The 24,098-nt window shown below is 74.6% G+C and carries 24 protein-coding genes and 1 pseudogene; 10 read left to right on the plus strand and 15 right to left on the minus strand.

Going from position 1 to position 24,098, the window contains the following annotated elements; genetic code table 11:
• The first annotated feature begins 33 nt into the window (after positions 1-33).
• Entirely contained in the window at positions 34-1,032 is a 999-nt protein-coding gene (locus ACF08D_RS07665) for an ATP-binding cassette domain-containing protein (RefSeq protein ID WP_392221641.1), read from the plus strand.
• On the plus strand, positions 1,029-1,874 hold the full coding sequence (locus ACF08D_RS07670) for an ABC transporter permease (RefSeq protein WP_392221642.1): 846 nt from the start codon (positions 1,029-1,031) through the stop codon (positions 1,872-1,874). Before ACF08D_RS07665 ends, ACF08D_RS07670 begins: the two co-directional genes overlap by 4 nt.
• Here the strand turns inward: ACF08D_RS07670 and ACF08D_RS07675 are convergent.
• The gene (locus ACF08D_RS07675) at positions 1,831-5,271 is read right to left on the minus strand and encodes a BTAD domain-containing putative transcriptional regulator (protein WP_392221643.1); all 3,441 of its coding nucleotides are present in this window, start codon (positions 5,269-5,271) and stop codon (positions 1,831-1,833) included. The two genes, ACF08D_RS07670 and ACF08D_RS07675, sit on opposite strands and share 44 nt — an antisense overlap.
• Positions 5,272-5,357: 86 nt before the next feature.
• Here ACF08D_RS07675 and ACF08D_RS07680 point away from each other — a divergent pair, with 86 nt between their 5' ends.
• Entirely contained in the window at positions 5,358-6,164 is an 807-nt protein-coding gene (locus tag ACF08D_RS07680; RefSeq protein ID WP_392221644.1) for a site-2 protease family protein, read from the plus strand.
• Here the strand turns inward: ACF08D_RS07680 and ACF08D_RS07685 are convergent.
• Positions 6,154-6,378, minus strand: coding sequence for a hypothetical protein (locus ACF08D_RS07685; RefSeq protein ID WP_392221645.1), 225 nt, complete (start codon positions 6,376-6,378; stop codon positions 6,154-6,156). The two genes, ACF08D_RS07680 and ACF08D_RS07685, sit on opposite strands and share 11 nt — an antisense overlap.
• 32 nt (positions 6,379-6,410) lie before the next feature.
• Entirely contained in the window at positions 6,411-7,085 is a 675-nt protein-coding gene (npdG, locus tag ACF08D_RS07690) for an NADPH-dependent F420 reductase (protein WP_392221646.1), read from the minus strand.
• A 131-nt stretch (positions 7,086-7,216) separates the two neighbouring features.
• On the opposite strand from npdG, the gene ACF08D_RS07695 reads away from it, so the two are divergent.
• On the plus strand, positions 7,217-8,593 hold the full coding sequence (locus ACF08D_RS07695; RefSeq protein ID WP_392221647.1) for an MFS transporter: 1,377 nt from the start codon (positions 7,217-7,219) through the stop codon (positions 8,591-8,593).
• A gap of 38 nt (positions 8,594-8,631) precedes the next feature.
• On the opposite strand, the gene ACF08D_RS07700 is transcribed toward ACF08D_RS07695, so the two are convergent.
• Complete coding sequence (locus ACF08D_RS07700) at positions 8,632-8,859, minus strand: hypothetical protein (RefSeq protein ID WP_392221648.1); 228 nt, start codon at positions 8,857-8,859, stop codon at positions 8,632-8,634.
• A 58-nt stretch (positions 8,860-8,917) separates the two neighbouring features.
• On the opposite strand from ACF08D_RS07700, the gene map reads away from it, so the two are divergent.
• Together map and ACF08D_RS07710 are read left to right on the plus strand one after the other, a co-directional pair.
• Entirely contained in the window at positions 8,918-9,775 is an 858-nt protein-coding gene (gene map, locus ACF08D_RS07705; protein ID WP_392221649.1) for a type I methionyl aminopeptidase, read from the plus strand.
• Between the two features lie 135 nt (positions 9,776-9,910).
• Positions 9,911-10,576: a heme oxygenase (biliverdin-producing) gene (locus ACF08D_RS07710; protein ID WP_392221650.1), complete on the plus strand. Its 666-nt coding sequence runs from the start codon at positions 9,911-9,913 to the stop codon at positions 10,574-10,576.
• Between the two features lie 17 nt (positions 10,577-10,593).
• Here the strand turns inward: ACF08D_RS07710 and ACF08D_RS07715 are convergent, their stop codons facing one another.
• Positions 10,594-11,244 (minus strand): PhzF family phenazine biosynthesis protein, encoded by a 651-nt coding sequence (locus ACF08D_RS07715; protein WP_392221651.1) that lies wholly within the window; start codon positions 11,242-11,244, stop codon positions 10,594-10,596.
• Positions 11,245-11,366: 122 nt separating this feature from the next.
• Here ACF08D_RS07715 and ACF08D_RS07720 point away from each other — a divergent pair, with 122 nt between their 5' ends.
• Positions 11,367-12,362: a hypothetical protein gene (locus tag ACF08D_RS07720; protein WP_392221652.1), complete on the plus strand. Its 996-nt coding sequence runs from the start codon at positions 11,367-11,369 to the stop codon at positions 12,360-12,362.
• Between the two features lie 27 nt (positions 12,363-12,389).
• On the opposite strand, the gene ACF08D_RS07725 is transcribed toward ACF08D_RS07720, so the two are convergent.
• Together ACF08D_RS07725 and ACF08D_RS07730 are read right to left on the minus strand one after the other, a co-directional pair.
• Positions 12,390-13,127, minus strand: coding sequence for a bifunctional DNA primase/polymerase (locus tag ACF08D_RS07725; RefSeq protein WP_392221653.1), 738 nt, complete (start codon positions 13,125-13,127; stop codon positions 12,390-12,392).
• Positions 13,128-13,372: 245 nt separating this feature from the next.
• The gene (locus ACF08D_RS07730) at positions 13,373-13,990 is read right to left on the minus strand and encodes a TetR/AcrR family transcriptional regulator (RefSeq protein ID WP_392221654.1); all 618 of its coding nucleotides are present in this window, start codon (positions 13,988-13,990) and stop codon (positions 13,373-13,375) included.
• A 127-nt stretch (positions 13,991-14,117) separates the two neighbouring features.
• Between ACF08D_RS07730 and ACF08D_RS07735 the strand changes: the two genes are divergently transcribed.
• Both ACF08D_RS07735 and ddaH read left to right on the plus strand, forming a co-directional pair.
• Entirely contained in the window at positions 14,118-14,294 is a 177-nt protein-coding gene (locus ACF08D_RS07735; protein ID WP_392221655.1) for a DUF6243 family protein, read from the plus strand.
• Between the two features lie 82 nt (positions 14,295-14,376).
• Positions 14,377-15,222, plus strand: a pseudogene (gene ddaH, locus ACF08D_RS07740) (dimethylargininase); the annotation flags it as partial.
• A 71-nt stretch (positions 15,223-15,293) separates the two neighbouring features.
• On the opposite strand, the gene ACF08D_RS07745 reads toward ddaH, so the two are convergent.
• From ACF08D_RS07745 to ACF08D_RS07755, 3 genes are all read right to left on the minus strand, one after another.
• Positions 15,294-16,289: a small ribosomal subunit Rsm22 family protein gene (locus ACF08D_RS07745; RefSeq protein ID WP_392221656.1), complete on the minus strand. Its 996-nt coding sequence runs from the start codon at positions 16,287-16,289 to the stop codon at positions 15,294-15,296.
• A gap of 89 nt (positions 16,290-16,378) precedes the next feature.
• On the minus strand, positions 16,379-17,713 hold the full coding sequence (locus ACF08D_RS07750; RefSeq protein WP_392221657.1) for a multidrug effflux MFS transporter: 1,335 nt from the start codon (positions 17,711-17,713) through the stop codon (positions 16,379-16,381).
• Positions 17,714-17,803: 90 nt separating this feature from the next.
• Positions 17,804-19,429 carry an alkaline phosphatase D family protein gene (locus ACF08D_RS07755; protein WP_392221658.1) on the minus strand — a complete coding sequence of 542 codons (1,626 nt, stop codon included), beginning with the start codon at positions 19,427-19,429 and terminating at the stop codon, positions 17,804-17,806.
• A 120-nt stretch (positions 19,430-19,549) separates the two neighbouring features.
• On the opposite strand from ACF08D_RS07755, the gene ACF08D_RS07760 reads away from it, so the two are divergent.
• Positions 19,550-20,305 (plus strand): SDR family oxidoreductase, encoded by a 756-nt coding sequence (locus ACF08D_RS07760; protein WP_392221659.1) that lies wholly within the window; start codon positions 19,550-19,552, stop codon positions 20,303-20,305.
• Between the two features lie 183 nt (positions 20,306-20,488).
• Here the strand turns inward: ACF08D_RS07760 and ACF08D_RS07765 are convergent, their stop codons facing one another.
• The 5 genes from ACF08D_RS07765 to ACF08D_RS07785 all read right to left on the minus strand — a co-directional run bounded on the left by ACF08D_RS07765 (position 20,489) and on the right by ACF08D_RS07785 (position 24,038).
• Positions 20,489-22,165 carry an FAD-dependent monooxygenase gene (locus tag ACF08D_RS07765; RefSeq protein WP_392221660.1) on the minus strand — a complete coding sequence of 559 codons (1,677 nt, stop codon included), beginning with the start codon at positions 22,163-22,165 and terminating at the stop codon, positions 20,489-20,491.
• Positions 22,162-22,488: a nuclear transport factor 2 family protein gene (locus ACF08D_RS07770; RefSeq protein WP_392221661.1), complete on the minus strand. Its 327-nt coding sequence runs from the start codon at positions 22,486-22,488 to the stop codon at positions 22,162-22,164. Before ACF08D_RS07770 ends, ACF08D_RS07765 begins: the two co-directional genes overlap by 4 nt.
• An 18-nt stretch (positions 22,489-22,506) precedes the next feature.
• Positions 22,507-22,980, minus strand: coding sequence for an SRPBCC family protein (locus tag ACF08D_RS07775; RefSeq protein ID WP_392221662.1), 474 nt, complete (start codon positions 22,978-22,980; stop codon positions 22,507-22,509).
• Between the two features lie 71 nt (positions 22,981-23,051).
• A complete protein-coding gene (locus ACF08D_RS07780) occupies positions 23,052-23,378 on the minus strand; it encodes a hypothetical protein (protein ID WP_392221663.1) in 327 nt (108 codons plus the stop codon).
• A 21-nt stretch (positions 23,379-23,399) separates the two neighbouring features.
• Positions 23,400-24,038 carry a hypothetical protein gene (locus tag ACF08D_RS07785; RefSeq protein WP_392221664.1) on the minus strand — a complete coding sequence of 213 codons (639 nt, stop codon included), beginning with the start codon at positions 24,036-24,038 and terminating at the stop codon, positions 23,400-23,402.
• Between the last annotated feature and the right edge of the window lie 60 nt (positions 24,039-24,098).

A 24,098-nucleotide genomic window follows, 5' to 3' on the forward strand; every position in this document is an offset into this window, starting at 1 on the left:
TGCGTTGTCAGTGGCGGCTGCTCTCATGGGGGCATGAAGCGATCCGACACCAACGCCGTCGAGGTACGAGGCCTCGTCAAGCACTACGGCGCCACCAAAGCACTGGACGGGGTGGACCTGGACGTCCGCCAGGGGACCGTCCTCGGTGTGCTCGGCCCCAACGGCGCCGGCAAGACCACGCTGGTCCGCTGCCTGTCCACCCTGATCCTCCCCGACGCCGGGACCGCCACCGTCGCCGGTTACGACGTGGTGCGCCAGCCCCGGCAGCTGCGCCGCACCATCGGCCTGACCGGGCAGTACGCGTCCGTGGACGAGAAGCTGTCCGGCTGGGAGAACCTGTACATGATCGGGCGGCTGCTCGACCTGTCCCGCAAGGACGCCCGTCGGCGGGCCGACGAGATGCTGGAGCGCTTCTCGCTGACGGAGGCCGCCAAGCGCCCGGTGATGACGTACTCCGGCGGCATGCGGCGCCGGCTCGACCTGGCCGCCTCCATGATCGGCCACCCGGCCGTGCTCTACCTGGACGAGCCGACGACCGGCCTCGACCCCCGCACCCGCAACGAGGTGTGGGACGAGGTCCAGCGGATGGTCGCCGAGGGCGTGACCGTCCTGCTCACCACGCAGTACATGGAGGAGGCGGAGCAGCTCGCCCACGAGCTGACCGTCATCGACCGCGGCCGGGTCATCGCCGGCGGCGGGGTCGACGAGCTGAAGGCCAAGGTCGGCGGGCGCACCCTCCAGGTCCGGCCGGTGGACGCCGCCCAGCTCCCCGCGATGGCGGCGGCGCTCGGCGAGAGCGGCCTGGCCGGCCCGGCGGGCGCCACGGCCGTCCCCGACGAGGCCACGCTCTATGTGCCGATCCTCAGCGACGAGCAGCTGACCGCGGTGGTCGGCCTGCTGGCGGCGCGCGGCTTCGGCATCGCGCACATCGGCACCCATCTGCCCAGCCTGGACGAGGTGTTCCTGGCCATCACCGGTGAGAAGACCACGCAGCCGGTGACCGACACGATCCCCGAGGAGGTCGCCGCGTGAGCACGGTGACGACGGCGCCCGCGAAGGGGCGCACCGACAGCACGGTGCCGGCGGCCTCCGGCGAGGGGCGCATCGGCCCGCGGGCCAACGCCCGGCACATCGGCGCCCTGGTCCGGCGCAACGCCCTGCAGATCAAGCAGGACCCGGAGTCGATGTTCGACGCCGTGCTGATGCCGATCATCTTCATCCTGCTGTTCGTGTACGTCTTCGGCGGCGCGATCGCCGGCAAGGGGCGGCTGGAGGACTACGTCAACTATGTGACGCCCGGCCTGATGGCGATGATGGGCATCAACATCGCCATGGCCGTGGGCACCGGGGTCAACGACGACTCCAAGAAGGGGGTGATGGACCGCTTCCGGACGATGCCGATCGCCCGGTCCTCCGTCCTCGTCGCCAAGATCGTCGTCGAGGTGGGCCGGATGCTGGTCGCCACGGCGATCCTGCTCGGCATGGGCTTCCTGCTGGGTCTGGAGATCAAGACCTCGGTGGTGGACCTGCTGGCGGCGGTCGGGCTGTCGGTGGTCTTCGGCGCCTCCCTGATGTGGATCTTCATCCTGCTCGGGCTCACCATGAAGACGGCGCAGGCCGTCCAGGGGGTCGCCATGCTCGTCCTGATGCCGCTCCAGTTCGGTTCGTCCATCTTCGCGCCGCCGACCACCATGCCGGACTGGCTCAAGACGTTCACCGACTACAACCCGCTGTCGAACCTCGCGGACGCCGCGCGGAACCTGATCAACGGCGGGCCGGTCGCCCACTCGGTGTGGATGACGCTGGCCTGGGCGGCGGGCATCACGCTGCTCACGGCGCCGCTGGCGGTGGCGCGGTTCCGCAAGCGGACCTGAGCCGCCGGCACCACTCGCCCAGCAGGGCGGCGGCCTTGTCGACGGTGAGGCCGCCGCCCTCGGCGCGGGCGGCGGCGCAGGCGGCGTCCCCGAGGGCGGCGCGGGCGGCCTCCTCGGCCGCCGCCAGGTTCTCCCGCTCCATCGGGGTGCGGTGGTAGGCGTCCGGCAGCACGGCGTCCTGCGCCCCCAGCAGCAGCGCCGCCGTGTGCGCCGCCTCGCCGCCCAGGCCGGCCAGCGCCCGGGCGGCGGTGACCAGATGGATGGCCGGCATGTGCGGCGCGATCATCATCGACAGCGGTTGCCCGGCGTACTCCAGGGCCCGCGCGGCCCCTTCGACGGCCCGCGCGTACTGGCCCTCGAGGGTGTCCAGCCAGGCGCGGATGCCGAAGGTGAAGCCGTAGAAGACGGACAGCGCGGCGGGGCTGAAGTCCTCGGCGAGCAGGTCCAGTTGGTCCCGGGCCTCCGTGGTGCGGCCGGTGCGGCCCAGGTGCAGCGCCAGGAACAGCCGTGCGGCGGGCACCGCCTCGTGCCCGGCTGACCGGCCCTCGGCGAGGACGGCGCGCAGGATCCGCTCGCCCTCCGCCCCCCTGCCGGTCTCGTTCAGCGTCCCGGCGTACCGGACGCGCAGCAGCGCCGACTGGGCCCGGGCCCCGAGCCGTTCGGCATGGCCCATGGCCGCCTCGAAGTCCGCGGCGGCGCCCTCGTACTCGCCGCGCCGCTCCCGGGCCTCGCCGCGCGCCGACAGCGCCTCGGCGATGCCCCACCCGTCGCCGATGTCCTGATAGATCTCCAGGCTCTCGTCGGCGTCGCGGCCCGCGTCCCCGGCCCAGTCGGCCCGGTTGGCCAGCACATTGGCCCGCATCTGGAGGGCCGTGCCCAGTTCCCAGCGCAGGCCGTGGGCCCGGCAGGTGTCGACGGTGGCGTCGAGCAGCCCGCGCAGCTCGTCGGCGTCGCCGGTCAGGAGCACGGCGTACCACCAGAGCGTCCCCGGCACCCGGCAGGTCTGCGGCAGCCCCGGGCGGTAGGCGCTCCGGATCCGGCGCGCCTCGGCCAGCCCCTCCGGGGTGGTCCAGCGCGACGTCTGATGGTCCATGCCCGCGAGCCGCACCAGCCGCACCCCGCGCCGCGCCTCCTGGAGCTGCTCGTCGCTCATCGGGGGCGGGCTGTCGGTGCACTGCTCCACCAGCGGGGGCGCCGGGGCGACGGGCTCGGCGAACGGGTCGGGGCCCAGCGCGGCGACCGTCTCGGACCAGTGCAGGGCGTCGCCGCGCAGGTCGCGCATGACCCAGTACCAGGCGAGGGACAGCACCAGGCAGAGCGCCTCGTGCTCGTCGCGGGCGGCGACGGCGCGGCGCAGCGCGGTGCGGAGGTTCTCGTACTCGCGCTCCAGGCGGGCGAGCGCGGCGGCCTGGCGCGGGCCGCGCAGCTCGGGGTCGGCGGTGCGGGCCAGCTCGCGGTAGTGGACGAGGTGGCGGTGCTCGGCGGCGGCCCGGTCGCCGGCCTCGGCGAGGCGCTCGGCGGCGTACTCGGCGACGGTCTCCAGCAGCCGGTAGCGCATGTCGCCGTCCGGGGCGGGGGTGGCGACGACGAGCGACTTGTCGACCAGCGACCCGAGCGCGCCGAGGGTGTCGGGGATGCCGCCGCCGCAGACCGCCTCGGCCGCGTCGAGGTCGCAGCCGCCGGAGAACACCGACAGCCGCCGGAGCACGGCCTGTTCGGGCGCGTCCAGCAGGTCCCACGACCAGTCCACGACCGCGCGCAGCGTCTGCTGCCGGGGCAGCACGGTGCGGCTGCCGCCGGTGAGGAGGCGGAAGCGGTCGTCCAGCCGGTCGGCGATCCGGCGCGGGGTGAGCATCCGCAGCCGGGCGGCGGCCAGCTCGACGGCGAGCGGCAGCCCGTCGAGGCGGCGGCAGATCTCGGCGCACGCCTCCGGGTCGTCGGCCACGTCGAAGCCGGGGCGGGCGGCGGCGCCCCGCTCGGCCAGCAGCCGCAGCGCAACCGGTTCCGGCAGGGGGCCGACCGGGCGCACGGTCTCCCCCGGCACGCCCAGCGGTTCGCGGCTGGTGGCGAGGACGGTGAGGCCCGGGCACTGCTCCAGCAGCCGTTCGGCGAGCCCGGCGGCGGCGGTCACCACGTGCTCGCAGTTGTCGAGCAGGATCAGCATGCGGCGCCGGGAGCAGTGCTCGGCGAGACGTACGAGGGGGTCGTCGGCCTCCCCGTGCCGCTCGGCCGCCCGCAGCTCCTCGGCCCCGGCGCCGCGCAGCACGGTCTGGCGCGCCCCGAGGGCGGTGAGCACCGCGTCCGGTACGGCGTCGGGGTCGTCCACCGGGGCGAGTTCGGCCAGCCACACCCCGTCGGGCCAGGCGTGCGCGCCGCGCTCGGCGGCCTCCTGGGACAGCCGGGTCTTCCCGGCGCCGCCGGGCCCGAGGAGCGTCACCAGGCGGGCGTGGGCGAGGTCGCCGAGGACGGTGGCGATGTCGTCCTCCCGCCCCACGAAGCTGGTCAGCCGCGCCCGCAGGTTCCCGGGCCGCCCCGGGGCGCCCCCGGCGGGCGGCGGGGGCACGGGCCCGGCGGGCGGCGGGGACACGGCGGCACGGGCGCCGGGACCGGGACCGGCCGTGCCCGAATGGGCCCCCGCGCCAGGACCGGCCGTGCCCGCACGGGAGCCCGCGCTCTCGTCCGGGGCGAGCAGCTCGGCGTGCAGGGCGCGCAGCTCCGGGCCCGGGTCGGTGCCCAGCCGGGCGGCCAGGTCCCGGCGTACCGCCTCGTAGGCCGCGAGGGCCTCCGCCGGGCGGCCCGCCGCGCGCAGCGCCCGGACGCGGAGCGCCTGGAGCGGTTCGTCCAGCGGGTGCTCGCCGCACAGCGCGGCCAGCTCCGGCAGCGCCTCCCCGGGCCGCCCGAGGTCGAGCAGCGCGGCGGGCCGCACCCGGCGGGCCTCCCTGCGGCGCGCCTCCCAGCGGGCGGCCTCCGCCGTACGGTCGGGCAGGTCCGCCAGGGGCGCGCCCCGCCAGAGGGCGAGCGCCTCGTCCAGCGCGGTGAGCGCCCCGGCCGGGTCGCCCTCCTCCCGCGCCCGTGCGCCCCGCGCCACCAGCCGCTCGAAGCGGTGCAGGTCGATGTCGTCCGGCCCGGCCGCGAGGCGGTAGCCGCCGTCCGAGGAGACCACCGCGGCCGGGCCGAGGGCCCGCCGCAGCCGCGCCACCAGGGCCTGGAGGGCGCCCGGCGCGTCGGCGGGCGGCGCGTCGCCCCAGACCTCGCCGATCAGCGCCCCGGCCGGGACGGTCCGCCCGGCGCGCAGCGCCAGGACGGTCAGCAGGGCGCGCAGCCGCGCTCCGCCGACCGGGACGGCCGAGCCGTCGGCGCGGTGGACTCGTGTGGGGCCCAGCAGGGAGATGCGCACCGCCCCATTGTCCTCGTCCCGGCCCGCGCGCCGCGTCCGGTACGGTCGGTCACCACCGGACCCGTCCACTCCCAGGAGCGCCGCCCATGGCCACCGCCACGTCCCGCCCCAGCGACCGGAGGATCAGCCCCGTCTTCCTCGGGATCGCCGCCGTGATGGCGGTCACCGGGTGGGCGGTGTGGACGGGCTTCTCGGCCAACGCGGGCCTCGCCGTCTTCCTGTTCGTGACGTCCGGGTGGATCGTCTCGCTCTGCCTCCACGAGTACGCGCACGCCCGCACGGCCCTGCACGGCGGCGACCTCACCATCGGCGCGAAGGGCTATCTGACCCTGAACCCGCTGAAGTACACGCACGCGCTGCTGAGCATCGTGCTGCCGGTGGTCTTCGTGATCATGGGCGGGATCGGTCTGCCGGGCGGGGCGGTCTTCATCGAGCGCGACCGCATCCGGGGCCGCTGGAAGCACAGCCTGATCTCGGCGGCGGGCCCGCTGACGAACGTGCTGTTCGCCGCGGTGTGCACCGCCCCGTTCTGGCTGGGGACCCTGGACGGCGTGCCGTACGCGTTCCGCTTCGCGCTGGCGTTCCTGGCACTGCTCCAGGTGACGGCCGCGATCCTGAACTTCCTGCCGGTGCCGGGGCTGGACGGGTACGGCGTGGTCGAGCCGTGGCTGTCGTACCGGGTGCGGCGCCAGGTGGAGCCCTTCGCGCCCTTCGGGCTGCTCGCGGTGTTCGCGCTGCTGTTCGTGCCGGAGGTCAACCACGCCTTCTTCGGGCTGGTCGACACGGTGCTGGCGGGCCTGGGCGTCCAGGACGCCGAGACGTACTGCGGGCAGGACCTCTACCGCTTCTGGCAGGAGCAGAACGAGGTGTGCCGGGAGATCGTCAGCGGCTGACCCTGCCGCGGCGGTGGTAGTACCAGGCCATGTTGGAGGAGACACCGGCGAGCAGCACCCACACGATGCCGAGCCACCTGCCCTGGGCGAAGGAGACCACCGCCGCGGCGACGGCGAGGACGCAGACGGCGAGGGCGTACAGAGCGAGGCGGGGCATGGGGGGCGGCTCCTGTCCGGGTACGGCGGGAAATAGTGCCCGACCAGTGTCCCCCATGCCCGGTGCGCGCCCGGCCCCGGCCGTCCCGGTCAGACGTCGGTGACGCGCAGGCCCGCGTGGACCTTGTAGCGGCGGTTGACCGAGATCAGGTTGGCGACCAGTGACTCCACCTGGTGGGCGTTGCGCAGCCGGCCCGCGAACACCCCGCGCATGCCGGGGATGCGGGAGGCGAGGGCCTGCACGACGTCGGTGTCGGCGCGCTTCTCGCCCAGCACCATCACATCGGTGTCGATCTCCTCGACGGTCTCGTCCTGGAGGAGCACCGCGGACAGGTGGTGGAAGGCGGCGGTGACCCGGGAGTCCGGCAGCAGGGCCGCGGCCTGCTCGGCGGCGCTGCCCTCCTCGGGCGTGAGCGCGTAAGCGCCCTTCTTGTCGAAGCCCAGCGGGTTCACGCAGTCCACGACGATCTTGCCGGCCAGCTCCTCGCGGAGCGCGGTCAGGGTCGCGGCGTGGCCCTCCCACGGCACGGCGACGATGACGATGTCGCTGCGCCGGGCGCACTCGGCGTTGTCGGCGCCCTCGACACCGGCGCCCAGCCCGGCCGCCGCCTCGCGGGCCCGCTCGGCGGCGCGGGAGCCGATGATCACCTTCTGGCCGGCGCGGGAGAGGCGGAGGGCGAGGCCGCGGCCCTGGTCGCCGGTGCCGCCGAGGACGCCGACGACGAGCCCGGAGACGTCGGGAAGATCGTACGGATCAGTAGTCATGGTCCCGACACTACGCGGCGGGCCCCCGGCCGGGAGAGGCGGCGGCGCCCGCCGGGCCCGGCCCGGGCCGCCCCGGGGCTGTTCGAAAACCGGTTGCCGAGGTCCGCGTGCGGCGCGAAGCATGGGCGGACGTGACTGTCAAGCTCTCCGCCCTGCTGCCCGACCTCTCCCCCTGGCGCTCGTCCCGGGACTTCCGGCTGCTGTGGGTGCAGGGGCTGATCGCGTACTTCGGCAGCTTCATGGCGATGATCGCCCTGCCGCTGCAGATCAAGGAGCTGACCGGCTCGCCGCTGGCGGTCGGGGTGATGGGCGCGGTCGAGCTGGTGCCGCTGGTGGTGTGCGGGCTGTACGGCGGCGCGCTGGCCGACGCGATCGACCGGCGCAAGGTCATCCTGGCCACCGAGGCGGGGCTCGGGCTGCTGGCGCTGATGCTGCTGGTGAACGCGCTGCTGCCGCAGCCGCTGCTGTGGCCGCTGTACGTGGTCGCCGCCGGTGTCTCGGCACTGGCGGGGCTCCAGCGCCCGGCGCTGGACTCGCTGATGGCCCGGATCGTGCCGCACGACCAGCTCACCGCCGCCGCCGCGCTGAACGCGCTGCGCTGGCAGCTCGGCGCGATCGCCGGACCGGCGCTGGCGGGCCTGGTCGTGGCGTACGCGGGGCACGCCCCCGCCTACGCGACCACGGTCGGCTGCTTCGTGGTGAGCGTGCTGCTCTGCCTGCGCCTGTCCCCCTCGCCGGCCGCGCACGACGCCGAGAAGCCGTCGCTGCGGGGAATCGCCGAGGGCGCGCGCTACGCCTGGTCGCGGCCGGTGCTGCTGGGCACGTACGCCGTCGACCTGGCCGCGATGCTGTTCGCCTTCCCCAACGCGATCTTCCCGTTCCTCGCCGAGGACCTGGGGGCGGAGTGGTCGCTGGGCCTGATGTACGCGGCGGGGTCGGTGGGCTCGGTGGTGCTGAGCCTGACCAGCGGGTGGACCTCGCGGGTGCGGCGGCACGGGCTGCTGGTGGTGTGCGGGGCGGCGGGCTGGGGCCTGTCGGTGGCGGCGGCCGGCTGGTTCTCGAACGTGTGGCTGGTGCTGCTGTGCCTGACGTTCGCGGGCGCGGGCGACATGCTGAGCGGTCTGGGGCGCTCCACCATCTGGAACCAGACCATCCCGGACGGGCTGCGGGGCCGGCTCGCGGGCATCGAGGTGCTGTCGTACAGCGTGGGCCCGCAGCTCGGCCAGGTGCGGGCGGGGGCGATGGCGGGCTGGACCGGTACGCGCCCGGCGATCTGGAGCGGCGGGCTGGCCTGCCTGCTGTCGGTGGGCCTGCTGGCGGCGGTGCTGCCGAAGCTGGTGACGTACGACGCGGAGACGGACGAGGACGCCCTGCGCCGCCGGGCGGCGTCCGCCGCGGGGACCCCGCCCGGCCCGGAGGACACCGGGACGGCGGGCCCCGGCGGTGGTGCCGGGGCCGCGCCGGGGGCGGAGGACGCCGGGGCGGCGCCGGGGGCGGCCCGCTCCTGACGCCGGGCCCCGGGCGGGTCACCGCCCGGGGGCCGCGTTCAGGCGGTGCCGCCCCCGCCGCGGGCGTCGTGCCACTTGGGGTCGTTCTCCCACTGCTGGTTGCGCTCCCGGGCGGTCTCCATGGCGTGGGACGCCTCCTCCCGGGTGGCGTACGGGCCGAAGCGGTCGGCCGCGCGGCACTCCGGGCCCTCCTCCACCGTCCCGTGCTTCAGGCAGTAGTACCACTCGCCCGGCTTGCCGGCCGTACGCTTCTTGAACAGGGCCATCTCCGCTCCTTCCCTCGTCGCAATGGTGCCCCCGGACGGCCTGGTTAGACTCGCTGACATGTCTGGCCAGTCGCTGCTCGTCCCAGGGGAGCTCTCCCCCGTCCGTTCCGTCCCCGGCTCCATCCGCCGCCCCGAGTACGTGGGCAAGCCCGCCCCGACGCCGTACACCGGGTCCGAGGTGCAGGACGCCGACACCATCGAGCGGATGCGGATCGCGGGCCGCATCGCCGCGCAGGCGATGGAGGAGGCCGCCAAGCACATCGCCCCGGGCGTGACCACGGACGAGCTGGACCGGGTCGCGCACGAGTTCCTGTGCGACCACGGCGCCTACCCCTCCACGCTGGGCTACCGGGGCTTCCCGAAGTCGCTGTGCTCGTCGGTCAACGAGGTCATCTGCCACGGCATCCCCGACTCGACCGTGCTGCGCGACGGCGACATCGTGAACCTCGACGTCACGGCGTACATCGGCGGGGTGCACGGCGACAACAACGCCACCTACCTGTGCGGCGACGTGGACGAGGAGTCGCGGCTGCTGGTGGAGCGGACCCGCGAGGCGCTGAACCGGGCGATCAAGGCGGTCCGGCCGGGCCGGCAGATCAATGTCATCGGCCGGGTCATCGAGTCGTACGCCAAGCGCTTCGGCTACGGGGTGGTGCGGGACTTCACCGGCCACGGGATCAACTCGTCGTTCCACTCCGGGCTGATCGTCCCGCACTACGACTCCCCGCACGCGACCACGGTCATCCAGCCGGGCATGACGTTCACCATCGAGCCGATGCTGACGCTGGGCACGCACGAGTACGACATGTGGGACGACGGCTGGACGGTCGTCACCAAGGACCGCCGGCGGACCGCGCAGTTCGAGCACACCCTGGTGGTCACCGACACGGGTGCGGAGATCTTGACGTTGCCCTGAGGCCGGGGATGGGTACTCCTTTACCGACAGACCGTCGGGAAACCAGTTGACTTAGGTATGCCTAAGTAGGATGATCGGCGGTAGTGGCGGTCCCGGCCGCCACCTTTCCGTACCCTCGGTCCCCGGAGGCCCGCCTTGGACGCCAGCGGCACCGTCACCCCCTTCTCCACGCTGATCCGCACCGCGTCGCACCAGCAGCACACGGAGGCGGAGAACTCCTCCTTCATGAGCGACCTGCTGGGCGGCCGGCTCGGTGTGGACGCCTACGCCCGCTACACCGAGCAGCTGTGGTTCGTGTACCGGGCGCTGGAGGGCGCCGCCACCGCGCTGCGGGACGACCCGGTCGCCGGGCCGTTCATCCAGCCCGAGCTGTTCCGCACCGCCGAGCTGGAGCGGGACCTGGCCCATCTGCGCGGACCGGGCTGGCGCGGGACGGCCGCGCCGCTGCCCGCCACCGCCGCCTACGCCGCGCGGGTCGAGGAGTGCGCCCGCACCTGGCCCGCCGGCTATGTGGCGCACCACTACACGCGGTATCTGGGCGACCTGTCCGGCGGCCAGATCATCCGTGACAAGGCGGAGCGGACCTGGGGCTTCGCCCGCAAGGGCGACGGCGTCCGGTTCTACGTCTTCGAGCAGATCCCCAACCCGGCGGCGTTCAAGCGGGGTTACCGCGAGCTGCTGGACCGGGTGGACGCCGACGACCTGGAGAAGCAGCGGATCGTCGACGAGTGCAAGCGCGCCTTCGACTACAACGGCGCGGTCTTCCGGGAGCTGGGCGCGGAGTTCCCGCTCAGCGCGTGACACCGCGCTCGTGACGGTCAGCGGCCGATCTGCCGGACCCGGCCGCCGAGTTCGATCGTGCCGTCGGGGCCGGGGGCGGTCAGCAGCTGCGACCCCCGGCCCTGCGTGATGTTCAGCGCCCGGCCGAGCCGCGCGGTGAGCAGCAGGGCCGCCGCGCCCGTGGCCTCGTCCTCGTCGATGCCGTCGCCCCGGCCGGGGAACGCCCGGGCGCGCACCCGGCCCGCCGCCTCGTCCTCCCACGCCCAGGCGTAGAGCCACTCCCCCGGCGGCGGCACCTCCAGCGCGTCGACCTCGGCGGCCGAGCCGTACTGGCGCAGCGTGCGCGCGGGCGCCCACTCGGGGCGGGCCGTGATCCAGGTGAACTCCCCGTCGTGGCGGGCCCACACCTCGCCCGCCGGCGGGTTCAGCACCTCCAGGTCGAGGAGCCAGGCGGCGCCGACGAGCGGGTGCCCGGCGAACGGCAGGCGCACGCCGGGCGTATAGATGTCGACGGCCCCGCGCTCGGGGTCGTCGACGAACACGGTCTCGCTCAGGCCCAGCTGCTTGGCGTACGCCTGCCGGGACGCCTCGTCGGGGCAGGTCCGTCCGTCGCGTACGACACCGAGGAGGTTGCCGTGGCGGCCGTCGCCCCCGCAGAAGACGGCGAGCACGTCGTGAGCAGTGGTCATCCCGGCATTGAAGCACGCGGCCCCGGGAGCGGAAGGCGGGATTCTGATCCGGGCGCCGGGACGCCCCGGTGCCCCGGTAGGGTTCGGACGGTCGTATGGGGGTCGAGGAGCAGAGGCAACCGATGAGAAGGCGGGTTCCGGGGCGGGTGGCGGCTGCGCTCGCGGCGGCGACGGTGCTGGCGCTGACGGCGAGCGGCTGTGTGACGGTCCACGGTGAGCGGGAGGTCGTCCCGGCGGCGACCAGGGACGAGGCCGCGCGGGCGCTGGCGGACTTCACCGAGGCGTACAACAAGGCCGACAAGGCGTACGACCCGGCGCTGGACGCGGGCCGGGTGACGGGCCCGCTGGGCGCCATCAACCAGGCCGGGCTGAAGTCCCGCAGCGTGACCAGCCCGGACGGCAACCCGTCGCACCGGCCGCTGGAACTCACCGACGCCCGCTATGCCATACCCAGGAAGGCCGGCTGGCCCCGGTGGTTCGTGGCCGACACGGACTCCAACCGGGACGCCGACCAGGGGGCGCAGGACAACCGCTGGGTGCTGGTCTTCGTCCGCAACGGGCCCGAGCAGCTGTGGGAGGTGGCCTACCTCCAGATCGTCGCGGCGGGGGCGCTGCCGGAGTTCGCGACGGACGCGGACGGCTGGGCCGAGCCGGCCGCGCCGGACGCCACGACCCTCGCGGTGGCGCCGAGGAACCTCAGCGAGGAGTACGCCACCTACCTGCAGAGCGGGCGCCCGGCGCACTTCACGGCCGGTCCGCACACCTCGCAGTGGCGGGACGAGCGGCGCAGCGTGGCGAAACGGCCGGGGCTGGCCACCCAGTTCGTGGACCAGCCGCTGGACACCGGCGACTTCGCCCCGCTGGGCCTGGCCACCGAGGACGGGGGCGCGCTGGTGTTCTTCGCCACCCGCTACTACGACCGCCAGGTGGCGGCGAAGGGGTACCGGCCGAAGGTGAACGCCGATGTGCGGGCCCTGATGACGGGCGAGGTCCGGTCCACCCTCACCAAGGAGTGGGTGTCCAGCCAGGCCGTGCTGGTGAAGCCGGCCGGCGCGACGGCGGACCAGGTGACCGTCCTCAGCCGCCTCCAGGGCGTGACGGCGGCGACGGGCTCCTGACCGCCCCGGCCCGAGAGCGGCCGTGTACTAGCGGCTGAGCGGCCAGGCCACCGAGTGGTGGTCGTCGTGTCCGTCGTACCGGTCGGCGTGGCGGGCGCACGCGTCGGTCAGCGCCTCCAGCAGGGTCAGCGGGTCCGGCAGCGGGTGCTCGGGGCCGCGTACCCAGTCGACACCGAGGTCACCGGGGAGCCGGGCGGGCGGTACGAGGACGTAGGAGCCGCGGCAGTGCCAGCGCAGCCCCGGGTGCTCGTCCATGGTCTCGGGGTGGCAGTCCAGCTCGCAGGGCCACCACTCGTCCTCGTCCTCGGGGGTGCCGCGGGTGGCGGTGAAGAACAGCATCCGGCCGTCCCCGGACTCGGCCACCGGGCCCACGTCGACGCCCTCGCCGAGCAGGCGCTCCAACGCGGCGCGACCGGCCTCCAGCGGAACGTCGAGGACGTCGTGGACCATGCCGGTCGCGGTGATGAAGTTGGCCTGCGGCTGCCCCTGGGCCCACCGTTCGATCTGCGCGCGGTCGGTGGTGGACTGGGTCTGCCAGGCGAAGGAGACGGGATGCCGGGCCGGGGTGGGACAGCCGATGCGCTCGCACGAACAGCGGTAGCCGACGGGGTGGGCGGCGGGGGCGAGCGGCAGGCCCGCGGCGGCGACGGCCCGGAGCAGGTCCTCGCGGGCCGGGACCTCGGCGGCGGCCTTCCTCGGACGCCGGCGCAGCCACTGCCCGAGTTTGTTCTCCGTGCCGCGGTAGCGGCCGATACCGTCGCCCATCTATCCCCTCACACCTGTGCCAGGCCCTGCGGTCCCTGCCATGGTCCCACCCTCGCGGGCGTTCGGTGACCGGAGTCCCCAAGCCGAGGGGGTGACCGGGCGCCCGGACGCCCCGGATCCGGTCGTTTCGCCCCGCTGTGCCCGCTTTGGCACCCCCGGGTGGTGCGCGGGCGCGTGAGGAGGTCCACGGCGGGGGCGCGGCCGGGTCGGTACGGGGGCGTGGCGTGGCCGGGGACGGCCACCGGTCAGCGGGGGGCGATCCCGCGCAGCGCGTACTCCACGAGCCGGTCCGCGTAGTCGTGGGTGAGCGGCCGGGTGCGCAGCAGCCAGCGGTGGGTGAGCGGGCCGACGAACAGCTCGGTGGCGAGGCGCGGGTCGATGTCCGGGCGGACCGCGCCGGCCTCCCGGGCGGCCTCCAGGCGCGTGACGTACAGCTGGAGCTGCGGCTCCAGCAGCTCCTCGACGAATCGGGCGCAGAGCTCGGGGTCGACCACGCCCTCGGCGGTGAGCGCGCGGGTGGGGCCGTCGAACTTCGGGTCGTTCATCTCGTCGACGGTGGCGCGCAGGACGTACTTCAGGTCCGCCTCCAGGTCGCCGCTGTCCGGGATCCCGGCACCGGCGTCGTCGCCGAGCGCCTCACTGGCCTGGACGCCCAGGTCGAGGAACGCCTCCAGGAGGACGGCCGCCTTGGAGGGCCACCAGCGGTAGATCGTCTGCTTGCCGACGCCGGCGCGGGAGGCGATGCCCTCGATGGTGGTCCGGGCGTAGCCGGCCTCGGTGACGAGGGCGAGGGCGGCGTCGTAGATCGCGCGGCGGGAGCGCTCGCTGCGGCGGGTGGAGTCGGGTGCCTTGGTCTCTGCCATGGCCTCAATCTAGCAGCGATACGAGGCGAGACGTATCGTCTCGAAAATGCTTGACAAGACGAGACGTCTCGTTCAGTCTTGGGCACATCGAAGAACACGGACCGACCAATCACAAGGAGCCCCAGCCATGACCCGTGGTGGAAACGGAAACCTGCTCGGCGTCGGCGGCACCCGCCGGAAGCTCTCCCGCGACGCCCTGCGCGGCAACGGCGGCGGCGCCCCCGGCCGGGGCACGGACCCGGCCGCCCAGAAGCGCGCGCTGCTGCGGAAACTGAAGGAGGGGCGTACGGCGCACGGCGGCTGACGTGCGCCGGCGTGAACTCACCCGTACGGCCCACTGCGCAACGGCTCCTCACGGCGCACCATGGCACCACGCACACAACCGTGCGCCTGCCGTCCGTGAGGAGCCTTCTTTGCCTCGTGACGCATCACCTCGCCGTTACCTGATGTGCCCACCCACGCACTTCCGGGTGACGTACTCCATCAACCCCTGGATGGATCCCGCGAAACCGGTCGACCTGCCGCTCGCCCTCACCCAATGGGAAGACCTGCGGGACCGGTACCTGTCGCTCGGCCACACCGTCGAGCTGCTGGAGCCCCGTTCCGACCTGCCCGACATGGTGTTCGCCGCCAATGGCGCCACCGTCATCGAGGGCCGGGTGCTCGGCGCCCGGTTCGCCTTCGCCGAGCGCGTCGCCGAGGCCGCGGTGCACCGGGAGTGGTTCCGGTCCCACGGCTTCACCGAGGTGCGCGAGCCGGACCACGTCAACGAGGGCGAGGGCGACTTCGCCGTCACCTCGGCGTACGTCCTGGCCGGCCGCGGCTTCCGGTCCAGCCCCCTCTCCCACGACGAGGCGCAGGAGTTCTTCGGCCGGCCGGTGATCGGCCTGGAGCTGGTGGACCCGCGCTACTACCACCTCGACACGGCCCTGTGCGTCCTGGACGACGCGGCCGGCGAGATCATGTACTACCCCGGCGCGTTCTCGCCCGGGAGCCGCTCGGTGCTGCGCCGGCTCTTCCCCGACGCGCTGATCGCCGGGGAGGAGGACGCGGCGGCGCTCGGGCTGAACGCGGTGAGCGACGGCCGGCACGTCCTGCTGCCGCAGGCGGCGGTGGGGCTGTTCGGGCCGCTGCGCGACCGCGGGTTCGAGCCGATCGGCATCGACCTGGGTGAGCTGCTCAAGGGCGGCGGCAGTGTGAAGTGCTGTACGCAGGAGCTGCGCGCCGTCTGACCGGTGCGCCGAGCGGCGGGGGCCGGTCCCGTGGTGCGGACCGGCCCCCTGCCGGTGAACCGGCCCCCGGCCTACTCCGCGGGCGGCGGCCAGGCGTCCCCCCAGGAGGCGTCCCGGGCCGCCCGGTAGAGGGCGCCGTGGCGCTTGGTCACCGTGTCGCGGCGCAGCCCGCCGTCCTCGGCGCACAGCTCCAGCAGCACCTGCCCCTTGCGGATCTGCGGCCTGCGGACCACCCGGGCCGGGGCGGGGACGACCGGGAACCGGGTCGCCACGACATAGGCGAACTTCTCGTCCTCGTACGCGAGCGAACCGCCCTTGACCTGCCGGTGCAGCGAGGAGCGGCTGACCCGGGCCGCGAAGTGGCACCAGTCGGCGCCCGGCTCGATGGGGCAGGCGCCGCTGTGCGGGCAGGGCGCGGCGACGGTCAGCCCGGCGGCGATCAGCCGGTCGCGGGCGGCGATGACCCGGGCGTACCCGTCGGGGGTGCCGGGTTCGACGATCACCACGGCGCGCGCGGCGCGGGCGGCCTCGGTGACGGCGGCGTCCCGGTCCTGCTCGGTGAGCTCGTTGAGCACGTACGAGACGGTGACCAGGTCGCTCGGCTCCACCCGGAGCGCGGTGCCGATCCGGGCGCGCTGCCAGCCGGCGTCCTTCAGGGCCGGGACGCCCGAGGCGGCGGCCAGTTCGCGGCCCAGCTCCAGGGCCGGCTCGGCCCAGTCCAGGACGGTGCTGCGGGCGGCGCCGTCCCACGCCTCGGCGACCGCCCAGCTCGCGGCGCCGGTGCCGCCGCCGAGGTCGGTGTGCGTGGCCGGCACCCACTCCGGGGCGGCCTCCCGCAGCGCGTCCAGGGCCGCCCGTACGGCCTCGAAGGTGGCGGGCATCCGGTACGCCGCGTAGGCGGCGACGTCCGCCCGGTCCCGCAGGACGGGCGCGCCGGTCGGGACGGTGCCGCGGTAGTGGGCGATGAGCCGGTCGACGGACTGGGCGGCCCGGGTCGGCGGAAGCCCGTCGAGCAGCCCGGCGAGGGCGCCGCGGAGGGCTTCCGGGGTGGAGGGGGAGGCGTTCACCGATCCATCGTAGGCGCGCGGACCGGCAGCGCGGCCGCCCCCTCCGGACCGGCTGCGGCCCCGCCCTCCGGAGCGACCTGCCCGGCCGGCTACGTCCGCGCCTGCGGTTCCTTGCCGTCCTTCCGCCATGGGCGGCACAGCCCCAGGAAGCAGGCGACGGCGCCCAGGCCGCACACCAGCTGGACGACGGCCATGGGCACCGCCGTGGCCTCGCCCGCGATGCCGACGAGCGGCGAGGCCACGGCGCCCACCAGGAAGGACGAGGTGCCCAGCAGGGCGGAGGCGGACCCGGCGGCGTGCGGGGTGCGCATCAGGGCCTGGGCGTTGGTGTTCGGCATGGCCAGGCCCATCGCGGACATCAGGACGAACAGTCCGGCGGCCACCGGCACCAGCCCCACCTCGCCGAAGACCCCGCTCGTCATCAGCAGCAGCGCGCCGGCCGCCAGGGTGATCACGACGAGGCCGGTGCCGAGGGCCTTGTCCAGGCTGACCCGTCCCACCAGCAGTTTGCCGTTGATCTGGCCGACCGCGACCAGACCGACGGAGTTGAGGCCGAACAGCAGGCTGAAGGTCTGGGGCGAGGCCCCGTAGATCTCCTGGATGACGAACGGGCTGGCCGAGATGTAGGCGAACAGGGCGGCGAAGGCGAGACCTCCGGCCAGCATGTAGCCGGAGAACACCCGGTCGGCGAGCAGTCCGCGCATCGTCCGCAGGGCCGCGCCGGTCCCGCCGCCGTGCCGCCGCTCGGGCGGCAGGGTCTCGCCGAGCCACTTCCACACCACCAGGGTGAGGGCCAGGCCGACCAGCGTGAGGACGTGGAACACCCCGCGCCAGTCGGTGACGCGGAGGATCTGGCCGCCGATGAGCGGGGCGATGATCGGGGCGACGCCGGAGATCAGCATGAGGGTGGAGAAGAACCGGGCCATCTCGACGCCGTCGTACAGGTCGCGCACCACGGCCCGGGCGATCACGATGCCCGCCGCGCCGGCGAGGCCCTGGAGCAAACGGAAGGCGATGAGGAGCGCCGGGTCGGGCGCCAGCGCGCAGACGGCGGTGGCGGCGACGTACACGAGCATGCCGATGAGCAGCGGGCGGCGGCGGCCCCATTTGTCGCTCATCGGGCCGACCACGAGCTGGCCGAGCGCCATGCCGGCGAGGCAGGCGGTGAGGGTCAGCTGGATGGTGGCGGCGGGGGCGCCGAGGGCCTGGGTGACCTCCGGCAGCGCCGGGAGGTACATGTCCATGGACAGCGGCGGCAGGGCGGTCAGGCCGCCGAGGACGAGGGTGACGAGCAGGCCCGTGCGCCGCGCGGCCACCGCTCGCGCCCCCGCGCCGGGGCCGGTGGGCGGGGCGGTGGCCGGGGCGGTGGCCTCGGTGGGTCCGGTCGGTATGTGTCCTGGCGTGCTGGGGCCGCTCTCCGGCATCTCGTCTCCTGTCCTCGGGGGCCGGGCCCATGGTGTCAGCTCGCCCGGGTTTGTTGAAACCTCAAAATGAAGGGGCGGGGGAAGACGCGGCTATACGGGCCGGAGGCCGGGGTCGCCCGCCTCCGTCACGAACGACGCGGCGGTGGTGACGGGCGCGCCGGGGGTCGTCACGGCCGGGACGGTGCGGAAGTCGGCGCGGGCCCGCTCGGGGGTGAGGGTGACGGTCACATAGCCGCGGCGGCCGTTGTAGAACTTGAGGTGCGGGTTGGCGCGGGTGAGGTCGTCGTAGTTGGCCGGGCGGTCGGCGCCGTCCTTGCCGCTGGCGATGGAGGTGGCGACGATCTCGGTGCCCACGGTCCGTGAGTCCGGGTCGTCGAAGTCGGCCTTGAGGTCGAAGGCGTAGCCGACGTGGACGTCTCCGGTGAGGACGAGGAGGTTGTCGATCCCGGCCGCCGCGGCGCCGTCGAGGACCCGCCGCCGGGAGGCGGGGTAGCCGTCCCAGGCGTCCATGGAGAGCTTGAAGGCGGGCCCCGGGACATTGCGCCGCTGGGCGAAGGTGACCTGCTGGGGGAGGACGTTCCAGGTGGCGGCGGAGGTCTTCCAGCCGTCCAGCAGCCAGCGCTCCTGGGCGGCGCCGGTCATGGTGCGCGAGGGGTCCTCGGACTCGGGCCCGGGGGTCTGCCAGCCGTCGCCGTACGCCTGGTCGGAGCGGTACTGGCGGGTGTCGAGGATGTCGAACTGGGCGAGCCGCCCGAAGCGGAGCCTGCGGTAGAGCCGCATGTCGGGGCCGGTGGGGCGCTGCGGGACGCGCAGCGGCTGGTTCTCCCAGTACGCGCGGTAGGCGGCGGCGCGGCGCAGCAGGAACTCCTCGGGCGGTACGTCGTTCTCGGGGGTGCCGCCCGCGTAGTTGTTCTCCGTCTCGTGGTCGTCCCAGGTGACGACGAAGGGGTGCGCGGCGTGCGCGGCCCGCAGGTCGGGGTCGGACTTGTAGAGCCCGTAGCGCAGCCGGTAGTCCTCCAGGGTGACGGTCTCGCGGTTGAAGTGGGCGGGCAGCCGGCGGTCGGTGTAGGCGCGGGCGCCGCCGGTGGCGTTCACGGCGTACTCGTAGAGGTAGTCGCCGAGGTGGAAGACGGCGTCGAGGTCCTCGTCGGCGAGGTGGCGGTGGGCCGTGAAGTACCCGTCGTGGTACGCCTGGCAGGACACGGCGGCCAGCCTCAGCTCCCCGGTGCGGGCCCCGGGCGCGGGCGCGGTGCGGGTGCGGCCGGCGGGGCTGATCCAGTCGCCGGCGCGGAAGCGGTAGTGGTAGACGCGGTCGGTGTCGAGGCCGGTGACGTCGACGTGCAGGCTGTGGTCGAACTCGGGGTGGGCGGTGGCCGTTCCGCGTCTGGCGACGCGGGTGAAGCGGGCGTCGTGGGCGAGTTCCCAGCGGACCTGGACGCGGCCCCTCGGCATGCCGCCGCCGGGTTCGTACGGGCGGGGCGCCAGGCGGGTCCAGAGCAGGACGGAGCCGGGCAGCGGGTCGCCCGAGGCGACGCCCAGGGTGAACGGGTCCTCGGTGATCCGGCGGGCGTCGGCCTCGGCGGCGTGGGCGGTGCCGGGCAGGTTCACCGAGAAGGCGAGCGCGGCGGCGGCCCCGGTGGCGGTGAGGAAACCGCGGCGGCCGAAGTGCCGTGCGGCGGCGCGCAGTTCGGGCGCGTGGGCGTGTGCGGGCGTCATGGACCCTCCCCTGGTGGCTGCTGTCCAGGGCATCCCAGCAGGGCGGCTTGTCGGGTACACAACATCCACATGTCGGCCGTATGAGTTCCGGGTGCCGGACTCTCCCGTACGCTGCGGCCCATGAGCGCTGTACGGAGGATCGCGGTGGTGACGGGGGCCGGCTCGGGCATCGGCCGGAGCGTGGCGCTCGCGCTGGCGGAGGACGGCTGGTCCCTCGCCCTGGCGGGCCGCCGGGCGGAGCCCCTGGCGGAGACGGCCGCGCTCGCCGGCGCGGACGACACCCTGTGCGCCCCGACCGACGTGACGTCGCCCGAGGCGGTGGCGGCCCTGTTCGCGGCCGTCCGCGACCGGTTCGGCCGGGTGGACCTGCTCTTCAACAACGCGGGCAGCTTCGCCGGGGGCGGTACGCCCGTCGAGGACCTGGACCCGGAGACCTGGCGCGCGGTCGTCGACGTCAACCTGACGGGGGCGTTCCTGTGCGCGCAGGCGGCGTACCGGCAGATGAAGGAGCAGGCGCCGCAGGGCGGCCGGATCATCAACAACGGCTCGATCTCGGCGCACGTGCCGCGCCCGCACTCGATCGCGTACACCGCGACCAAGCACGCGATGACCGGCCTGACGAAGTCACTGTCCCTGGACGGCCGCCCCTACCGCATCGCCTGCGGCCAGATCGACATCGGCAACGCGGCCACGGACATGACGCGCCGCATGGAGGACGGCATCCTCCAGGCGAACGGCGCGCTCGTGGCCGAGCCGGTGATGGACGCGGCCGACGTCGCCCGCACGGTGGCCCACATGGCGGCGCTGCCGCTGGAGGCGAACGTCCAGTTCGCCACGGTCATGGCGACGGCGATGCCGTACATCGGCCGCGGCTGACGCGGTCGCGCCCCCGGGCGCGTGGGGCTCGGCCGGGCGGGGCGCGGCCGGGCGGTGTCAGGTGCCCGTGAGGGGCCGCCGGTCAGGCACCCGCCAGGCACCCGCCAGGCACTCGCCCAGGTCCCCGTCAGGTACTCGCCAGGCACCCGCCGGGGCACCCCTCAGACACCCGCCAGGTACTCCTCAGGTGCCGAAGACGGCGGCCAGGTGGTCCGCCAGCGCCTCGGGGGCCGGCGGGTGGAGGCGGGCGCCGAGGTACCCGTCCGGGCGGACGACGAACGCCGTCGTACCCCCGCCGCCCGTCCCGTACAGCCGGGCGAACTCACCGCGGCCGTCGCGGTACACCGGCAGCGGCGCCACGCCGGGGGGCGCGGTGTACGGGGTGCCGCCGCCGAGCAGGACCAGGGCCTCCATCGCGCCGCGCGAGATCCGGTGCGCCACGTCCGCCAGCCGCCGCGCCACGGCGTGGTCCAGCTCGCCGTCCGCGTACAGCAGCAGCACGTGCTCCCGCTCCCGGAGCAGGTCGAACAGGCGCAGCGGGTAGGCGGCGGTGCCGGTGGCGAGCCCGCCGCAGTCCGGTGCCCGGTCCCCCGCCCCCGGCGCGCCGTCGGCCTCGGGGCGGTCCACGACGGGGCTGCCCCGGTAGCCGACGAGGAGCTGCGCCTCGCGGAGCAGCAGCGTCCCGGGGTCGGCCGGGTCCGGCCGGATGCCGTCCGTGGCGTGCCGGACGGTCCGCCCGACGACCTCCTCGCCGACGGGGCGGCGCTCGGCGTCGTAGCTCGCCAGCAGGGCGGGGCTCGCGGTGCCGCGCAGCGCGAGGGCGAGCTTCCAGGCCAGGTTGTACGCGTCCTGGATGCCGGTGTTCATGCCCTGGGCGCCGGTCGGGGGGTGGATGTGGGCGGCGTCGCCGGCCACGAAGACGCGGCCCTTCCCGTACCGGTCCACCAGCCGGTGGCTGATCCGGAAGACGGACGACCAGCGCATCCCCGACAGGGTGGCGGGCCGGGGTGCCAGCCGGTCCACGACCGCCTGGATGTGGGCGATCGTGGGCGTCGCGCCCGCCGCCCCGTCCAGCCCGTGCGCCACACCGCCCCCGCCCGTACCGGAGGCGTTCCGGCCGGCCGACAGCTCGGGCGGCACCAGCATCGACATCCGGTACCGGCCGGTGCCGGGCAGCGGGATGCACACCAGCAGGTCGTCGACGGCCCCGTCGGCGCCCCGGTGCGTGGAGCGCACGCCGTACCCGGAGGGCAGGTCCCAGTCGGCGACGACGTCGGCGAGCATGTACTCCTCGGGGAAGGCGCCGCCCTCGAAGGTCAGGCCGAGCGCCTTGCGGACGGTGCTGTGGGCGCCGTCGCAGCCGACGAGGTAGCGGCAGCGGACCTCCTCCTCGCCTCCGTCCGCCGTGCCGGGGGCGGTGCGCAGCCGGGCGGTGACGCCGTCCGCGTCCTGGGTGAAGGACTCCAGGGCGACACCGCGCTCGATGCGGGTGCCGAAGCGGGCGAGGAACTCCTCCAGGAGGCGTTCGGTCTCGTACTGGGGCAGCGCGGCGAAGCCGTACGGGACCTCGTCCGGCAGCGTCAGCTCGACCCGGGCCTGCTCGACGCCGTTGACGTACATCAGCTGTCCCCGCATCGGGACGGCGACGTCCAGGACGGAGCGGACCATGCCCATCCGGTCCCAGACCTCCAGGGTCCGCGGCTGGACGCCCACGGCTTTGGCGTACGGCATCCGCTCCGGGAGCCGCTCCACCAGCCGGCACGCGACGCCCCGGCGCCGCAGCTCGGCGGCGGCGGTCAGCCCGACCGGGCCGGCGCCCACGACCAGGACGTCCGTCCCGTGGCGGCCCGGGGACGTCATGCCTGGCCCGTCTCGAAGCGGTTCACCTTCCCGTCCTCACCGACCACGAACCGCCACGCCGTCCGCATCTCGCCCCAGGTGTCATTGCGGTAGCGCACGACGAGGGCGCGGCCGCCGGCCTGCTCGGTCTCGACGTCCATGTGCCCGCCCACCCCGAAGATCTCCTTCTCGGCCCACTGGCCGAGGTCCCGGTCCGAACCGTCGTCGGACATGGTGGCCCCGGGGGCGAGCACGGCCGCGAACGCGGCGCGGTCCTGCGCGTTGACCGCCCGGACGAAGGCCCGGACGGCGGGGTCGGTGAGCTGCTCCACGGGAATGGTCATGGAAAGTCCCTCTCGGTTCTACGGGCGCCGCTCGACGGCCCGCGCCACGTCCGCCAGGTCGCGCTCCACGGTTTTGGCCACCGCCCTGCGCCCGAGCCCGCCCAGGACCCGGGTCAGCACCCCGGCGACCCCGCCCGGGGGTCGGGCGGAGAACACCATGCGCACCGAGGTCTCCCCCGGCGCGACTTCCCGGAGCGTGAACTCCGAGACGTAGTGCGCGCCCCGCGACTCGGCCTCCACCACATAGCGGGACGGCGCCTGGCAGGAGGTCACGTACATCTCCTCGGCGGCCTCCTTGCCGAACATGCGCCGGGTCTCGATCCACCGCGTACCCGCCTGGAACGGCCCCTCGGTGAGCACCTCCACCCGGGTGACCCCGCTGAGGGTGCCGGGCATGCCGTGCAGGTCGGTCAGCGCCTCCCACACCCGCTCGCGCGGCGCGGCGACACGCCGCTCCACGGTGACGGCGGTGACCTGTGGTGTGCGGTCCATATCCGGATTGTCCCCGAACCCCCGGACCCGCGCGCCCCGAAGCCCGCGGGGGCCTCGGCCGCTGCGCCGCCTCAGTGGAGGAATTCGGGTGCCTGGTACGGGGCCCACCAGCTCGTCAGACCCCAGATCCCCAGGGCGACCGCGGCGACGGCGGCCAGGGCGGCGAGCCACGGGCGCCGGGACCGGCGCAGGGTCAGCGTCCAGAAGACGAGCGACACCAGGGCGCCCCCCGCGGCGACGAGCGGCAGGTCCACGTAGAGCACGCTGAGGTCCCGGTGCCGCCCGTCGAACCCGCCCTGCACATTGACCCTCGCCAGCGGCGCCCAGGCCAGCAGCGCCGCCGCGGCACCCAGCCCGGCGACGAGGAAAGCGGCCAGCCCCTTGATCTCTTCCTTCACACCAGGTCGGACGCCCCGGCCCTACGCCCAGTTCCCGAGCCGGCCGGCCGCTCGACGCGCGCCGCACCTGGCCGCGCCCCCGCGCGGCTCCTCATTCCTCAGGGCCCGCCCCAGGTCGTCCTGGTAATGGCAGAGCAGGTCTTCGAGCTGCCCGCAGCTCAAGCCCCAGAACTCGGACGGCAGCTCGTACTTGCCGACGGTGCGGCGCCCCTGGGGGAGCACGATGCCCAGAGCCGCCACGCCCTGGGCGGTACCGGAGTGCAGGTGCACGACCTTGGGTTCGAGCCCCCGCCACGCACCGATCCAGCGGGCCATGTCGTAGACGGTCAGCGGTCCGGCATCGGGGACGCCGGCCACGATCCCCCCGACGAGAGCGTGCAGTTCCTCGAACGTACGCGCCTCCCGGATGTCGTCCAGGCGCTCCAGCAGCCCGTCCCGGCACGGACCCAGCGTGCGCGTGTCACTGCGCCTGCGCATGTGGGAGTGCTTCCTCCCGGGTGGGACCCTGCCGTACCCGGCGAAGGCGACGGCCTCACGGAGCGTCCCGAGCGCGCGGAAGGCGTCGAGCTCGGCTTGCCCGGCCCCCGGCCACCAGCTCTCGAAGTCCGCCACGATCCGGAGGAAGCCCTCACAGGCCCGCACGCCCGGACGTTGAGTCATACGGCTCAGCCTAGGGACGCCCCTGAGGGCCCGGGACTACTTCGGGGAAACGCACGTCCC

It is taken from the genome of Streptomyces sp. NPDC015131 (genome assembly GCF_043079975.1).
In the GTDB taxonomy this organism is placed as follows: Bacteria; Actinomycetota; Actinomycetes; order Streptomycetales; family Streptomycetaceae; genus Streptomyces.

What these genes read in the sequence shown, in the direction of transcription:
- ACF08D_RS07755 (WP_392221658.1), bottom strand. Translation starts at nt 19,429, where the DNA reads ATGACGCCCGCACACGCCCACGCGCCCGAACTGCGCGCCGCCGCACGG.
- ACF08D_RS07765 (WP_392221660.1), bottom strand. Translation starts at nt 22,165, where the DNA reads ATGACGTCCCCGGGCCGCCACGGGACGGACGTCCTGGTCGTGGGCGCC.
- ACF08D_RS07775 (WP_392221662.1), bottom strand. Translation starts at nt 22,980, where the DNA reads ATGGACCGCACACCACAGGTCACCGCCGTCACCGTGGAGCGGCGTGTC.
- ACF08D_RS07735 (WP_392221655.1), top strand. Translation starts at nt 14,118, where the DNA reads ATGACCCGTGGTGGAAACGGAAACCTGCTCGGCGTCGGCGGCACCCGC.
- ACF08D_RS07715 (WP_392221651.1), bottom strand. Translation starts at nt 11,244, where the DNA reads ATGACCACTGCTCACGACGTGCTCGCCGTCTTCTGCGGGGGCGACGGC.
- ACF08D_RS07730 (WP_392221654.1), bottom strand. Translation starts at nt 13,990, where the DNA reads ATGGCAGAGACCAAGGCACCCGACTCCACCCGCCGCAGCGAGCGCTCC.
- ACF08D_RS07665 (WP_392221641.1), top strand. Translation starts at nt 34, where the DNA reads ATGAAGCGATCCGACACCAACGCCGTCGAGGTACGAGGCCTCGTCAAG.
- ACF08D_RS07680 (WP_392221644.1), top strand. Translation starts at nt 5,358, where the DNA reads ATGGCCACCGCCACGTCCCGCCCCAGCGACCGGAGGATCAGCCCCGTC.
- ACF08D_RS07700 (WP_392221648.1), bottom strand. Translation starts at nt 8,859, where the DNA reads ATGGCCCTGTTCAAGAAGCGTACGGCCGGCAAGCCGGGCGAGTGGTAC.
- ACF08D_RS07750 (WP_392221657.1), bottom strand. Translation starts at nt 17,713, where the DNA reads ATGCCGGAGAGCGGCCCCAGCACGCCAGGACACATACCGACCGGACCC.
- map (WP_392221649.1), top strand. Translation starts at nt 8,918, where the DNA reads ATGTCTGGCCAGTCGCTGCTCGTCCCAGGGGAGCTCTCCCCCGTCCGT.
- ACF08D_RS07770 (WP_392221661.1), bottom strand. Translation starts at nt 22,488, where the DNA reads ATGACCATTCCCGTGGAGCAGCTCACCGACCCCGCCGTCCGGGCCTTC.
- ACF08D_RS07785 (WP_392221664.1), bottom strand. Translation starts at nt 24,038, where the DNA reads ATGACTCAACGTCCGGGCGTGCGGGCCTGTGAGGGCTTCCTCCGGATC.
- ACF08D_RS07725 (WP_392221653.1), bottom strand. Translation starts at nt 13,127, where the DNA reads ATGGGCGACGGTATCGGCCGCTACCGCGGCACGGAGAACAAACTCGGG.
- ACF08D_RS07760 (WP_392221659.1), top strand. Translation starts at nt 19,550, where the DNA reads ATGAGCGCTGTACGGAGGATCGCGGTGGTGACGGGGGCCGGCTCGGGC.
- ACF08D_RS07720 (WP_392221652.1), top strand. Translation starts at nt 11,367, where the DNA reads ATGAGAAGGCGGGTTCCGGGGCGGGTGGCGGCTGCGCTCGCGGCGGCG.
- ACF08D_RS07685 (WP_392221645.1), bottom strand. Translation starts at nt 6,378, where the DNA reads ATGGGGGACACTGGTCGGGCACTATTTCCCGCCGTACCCGGACAGGAG.
- npdG (WP_392221646.1), bottom strand. Translation starts at nt 7,085, where the DNA reads ATGACTACTGATCCGTACGATCTTCCCGACGTCTCCGGGCTCGTCGTC.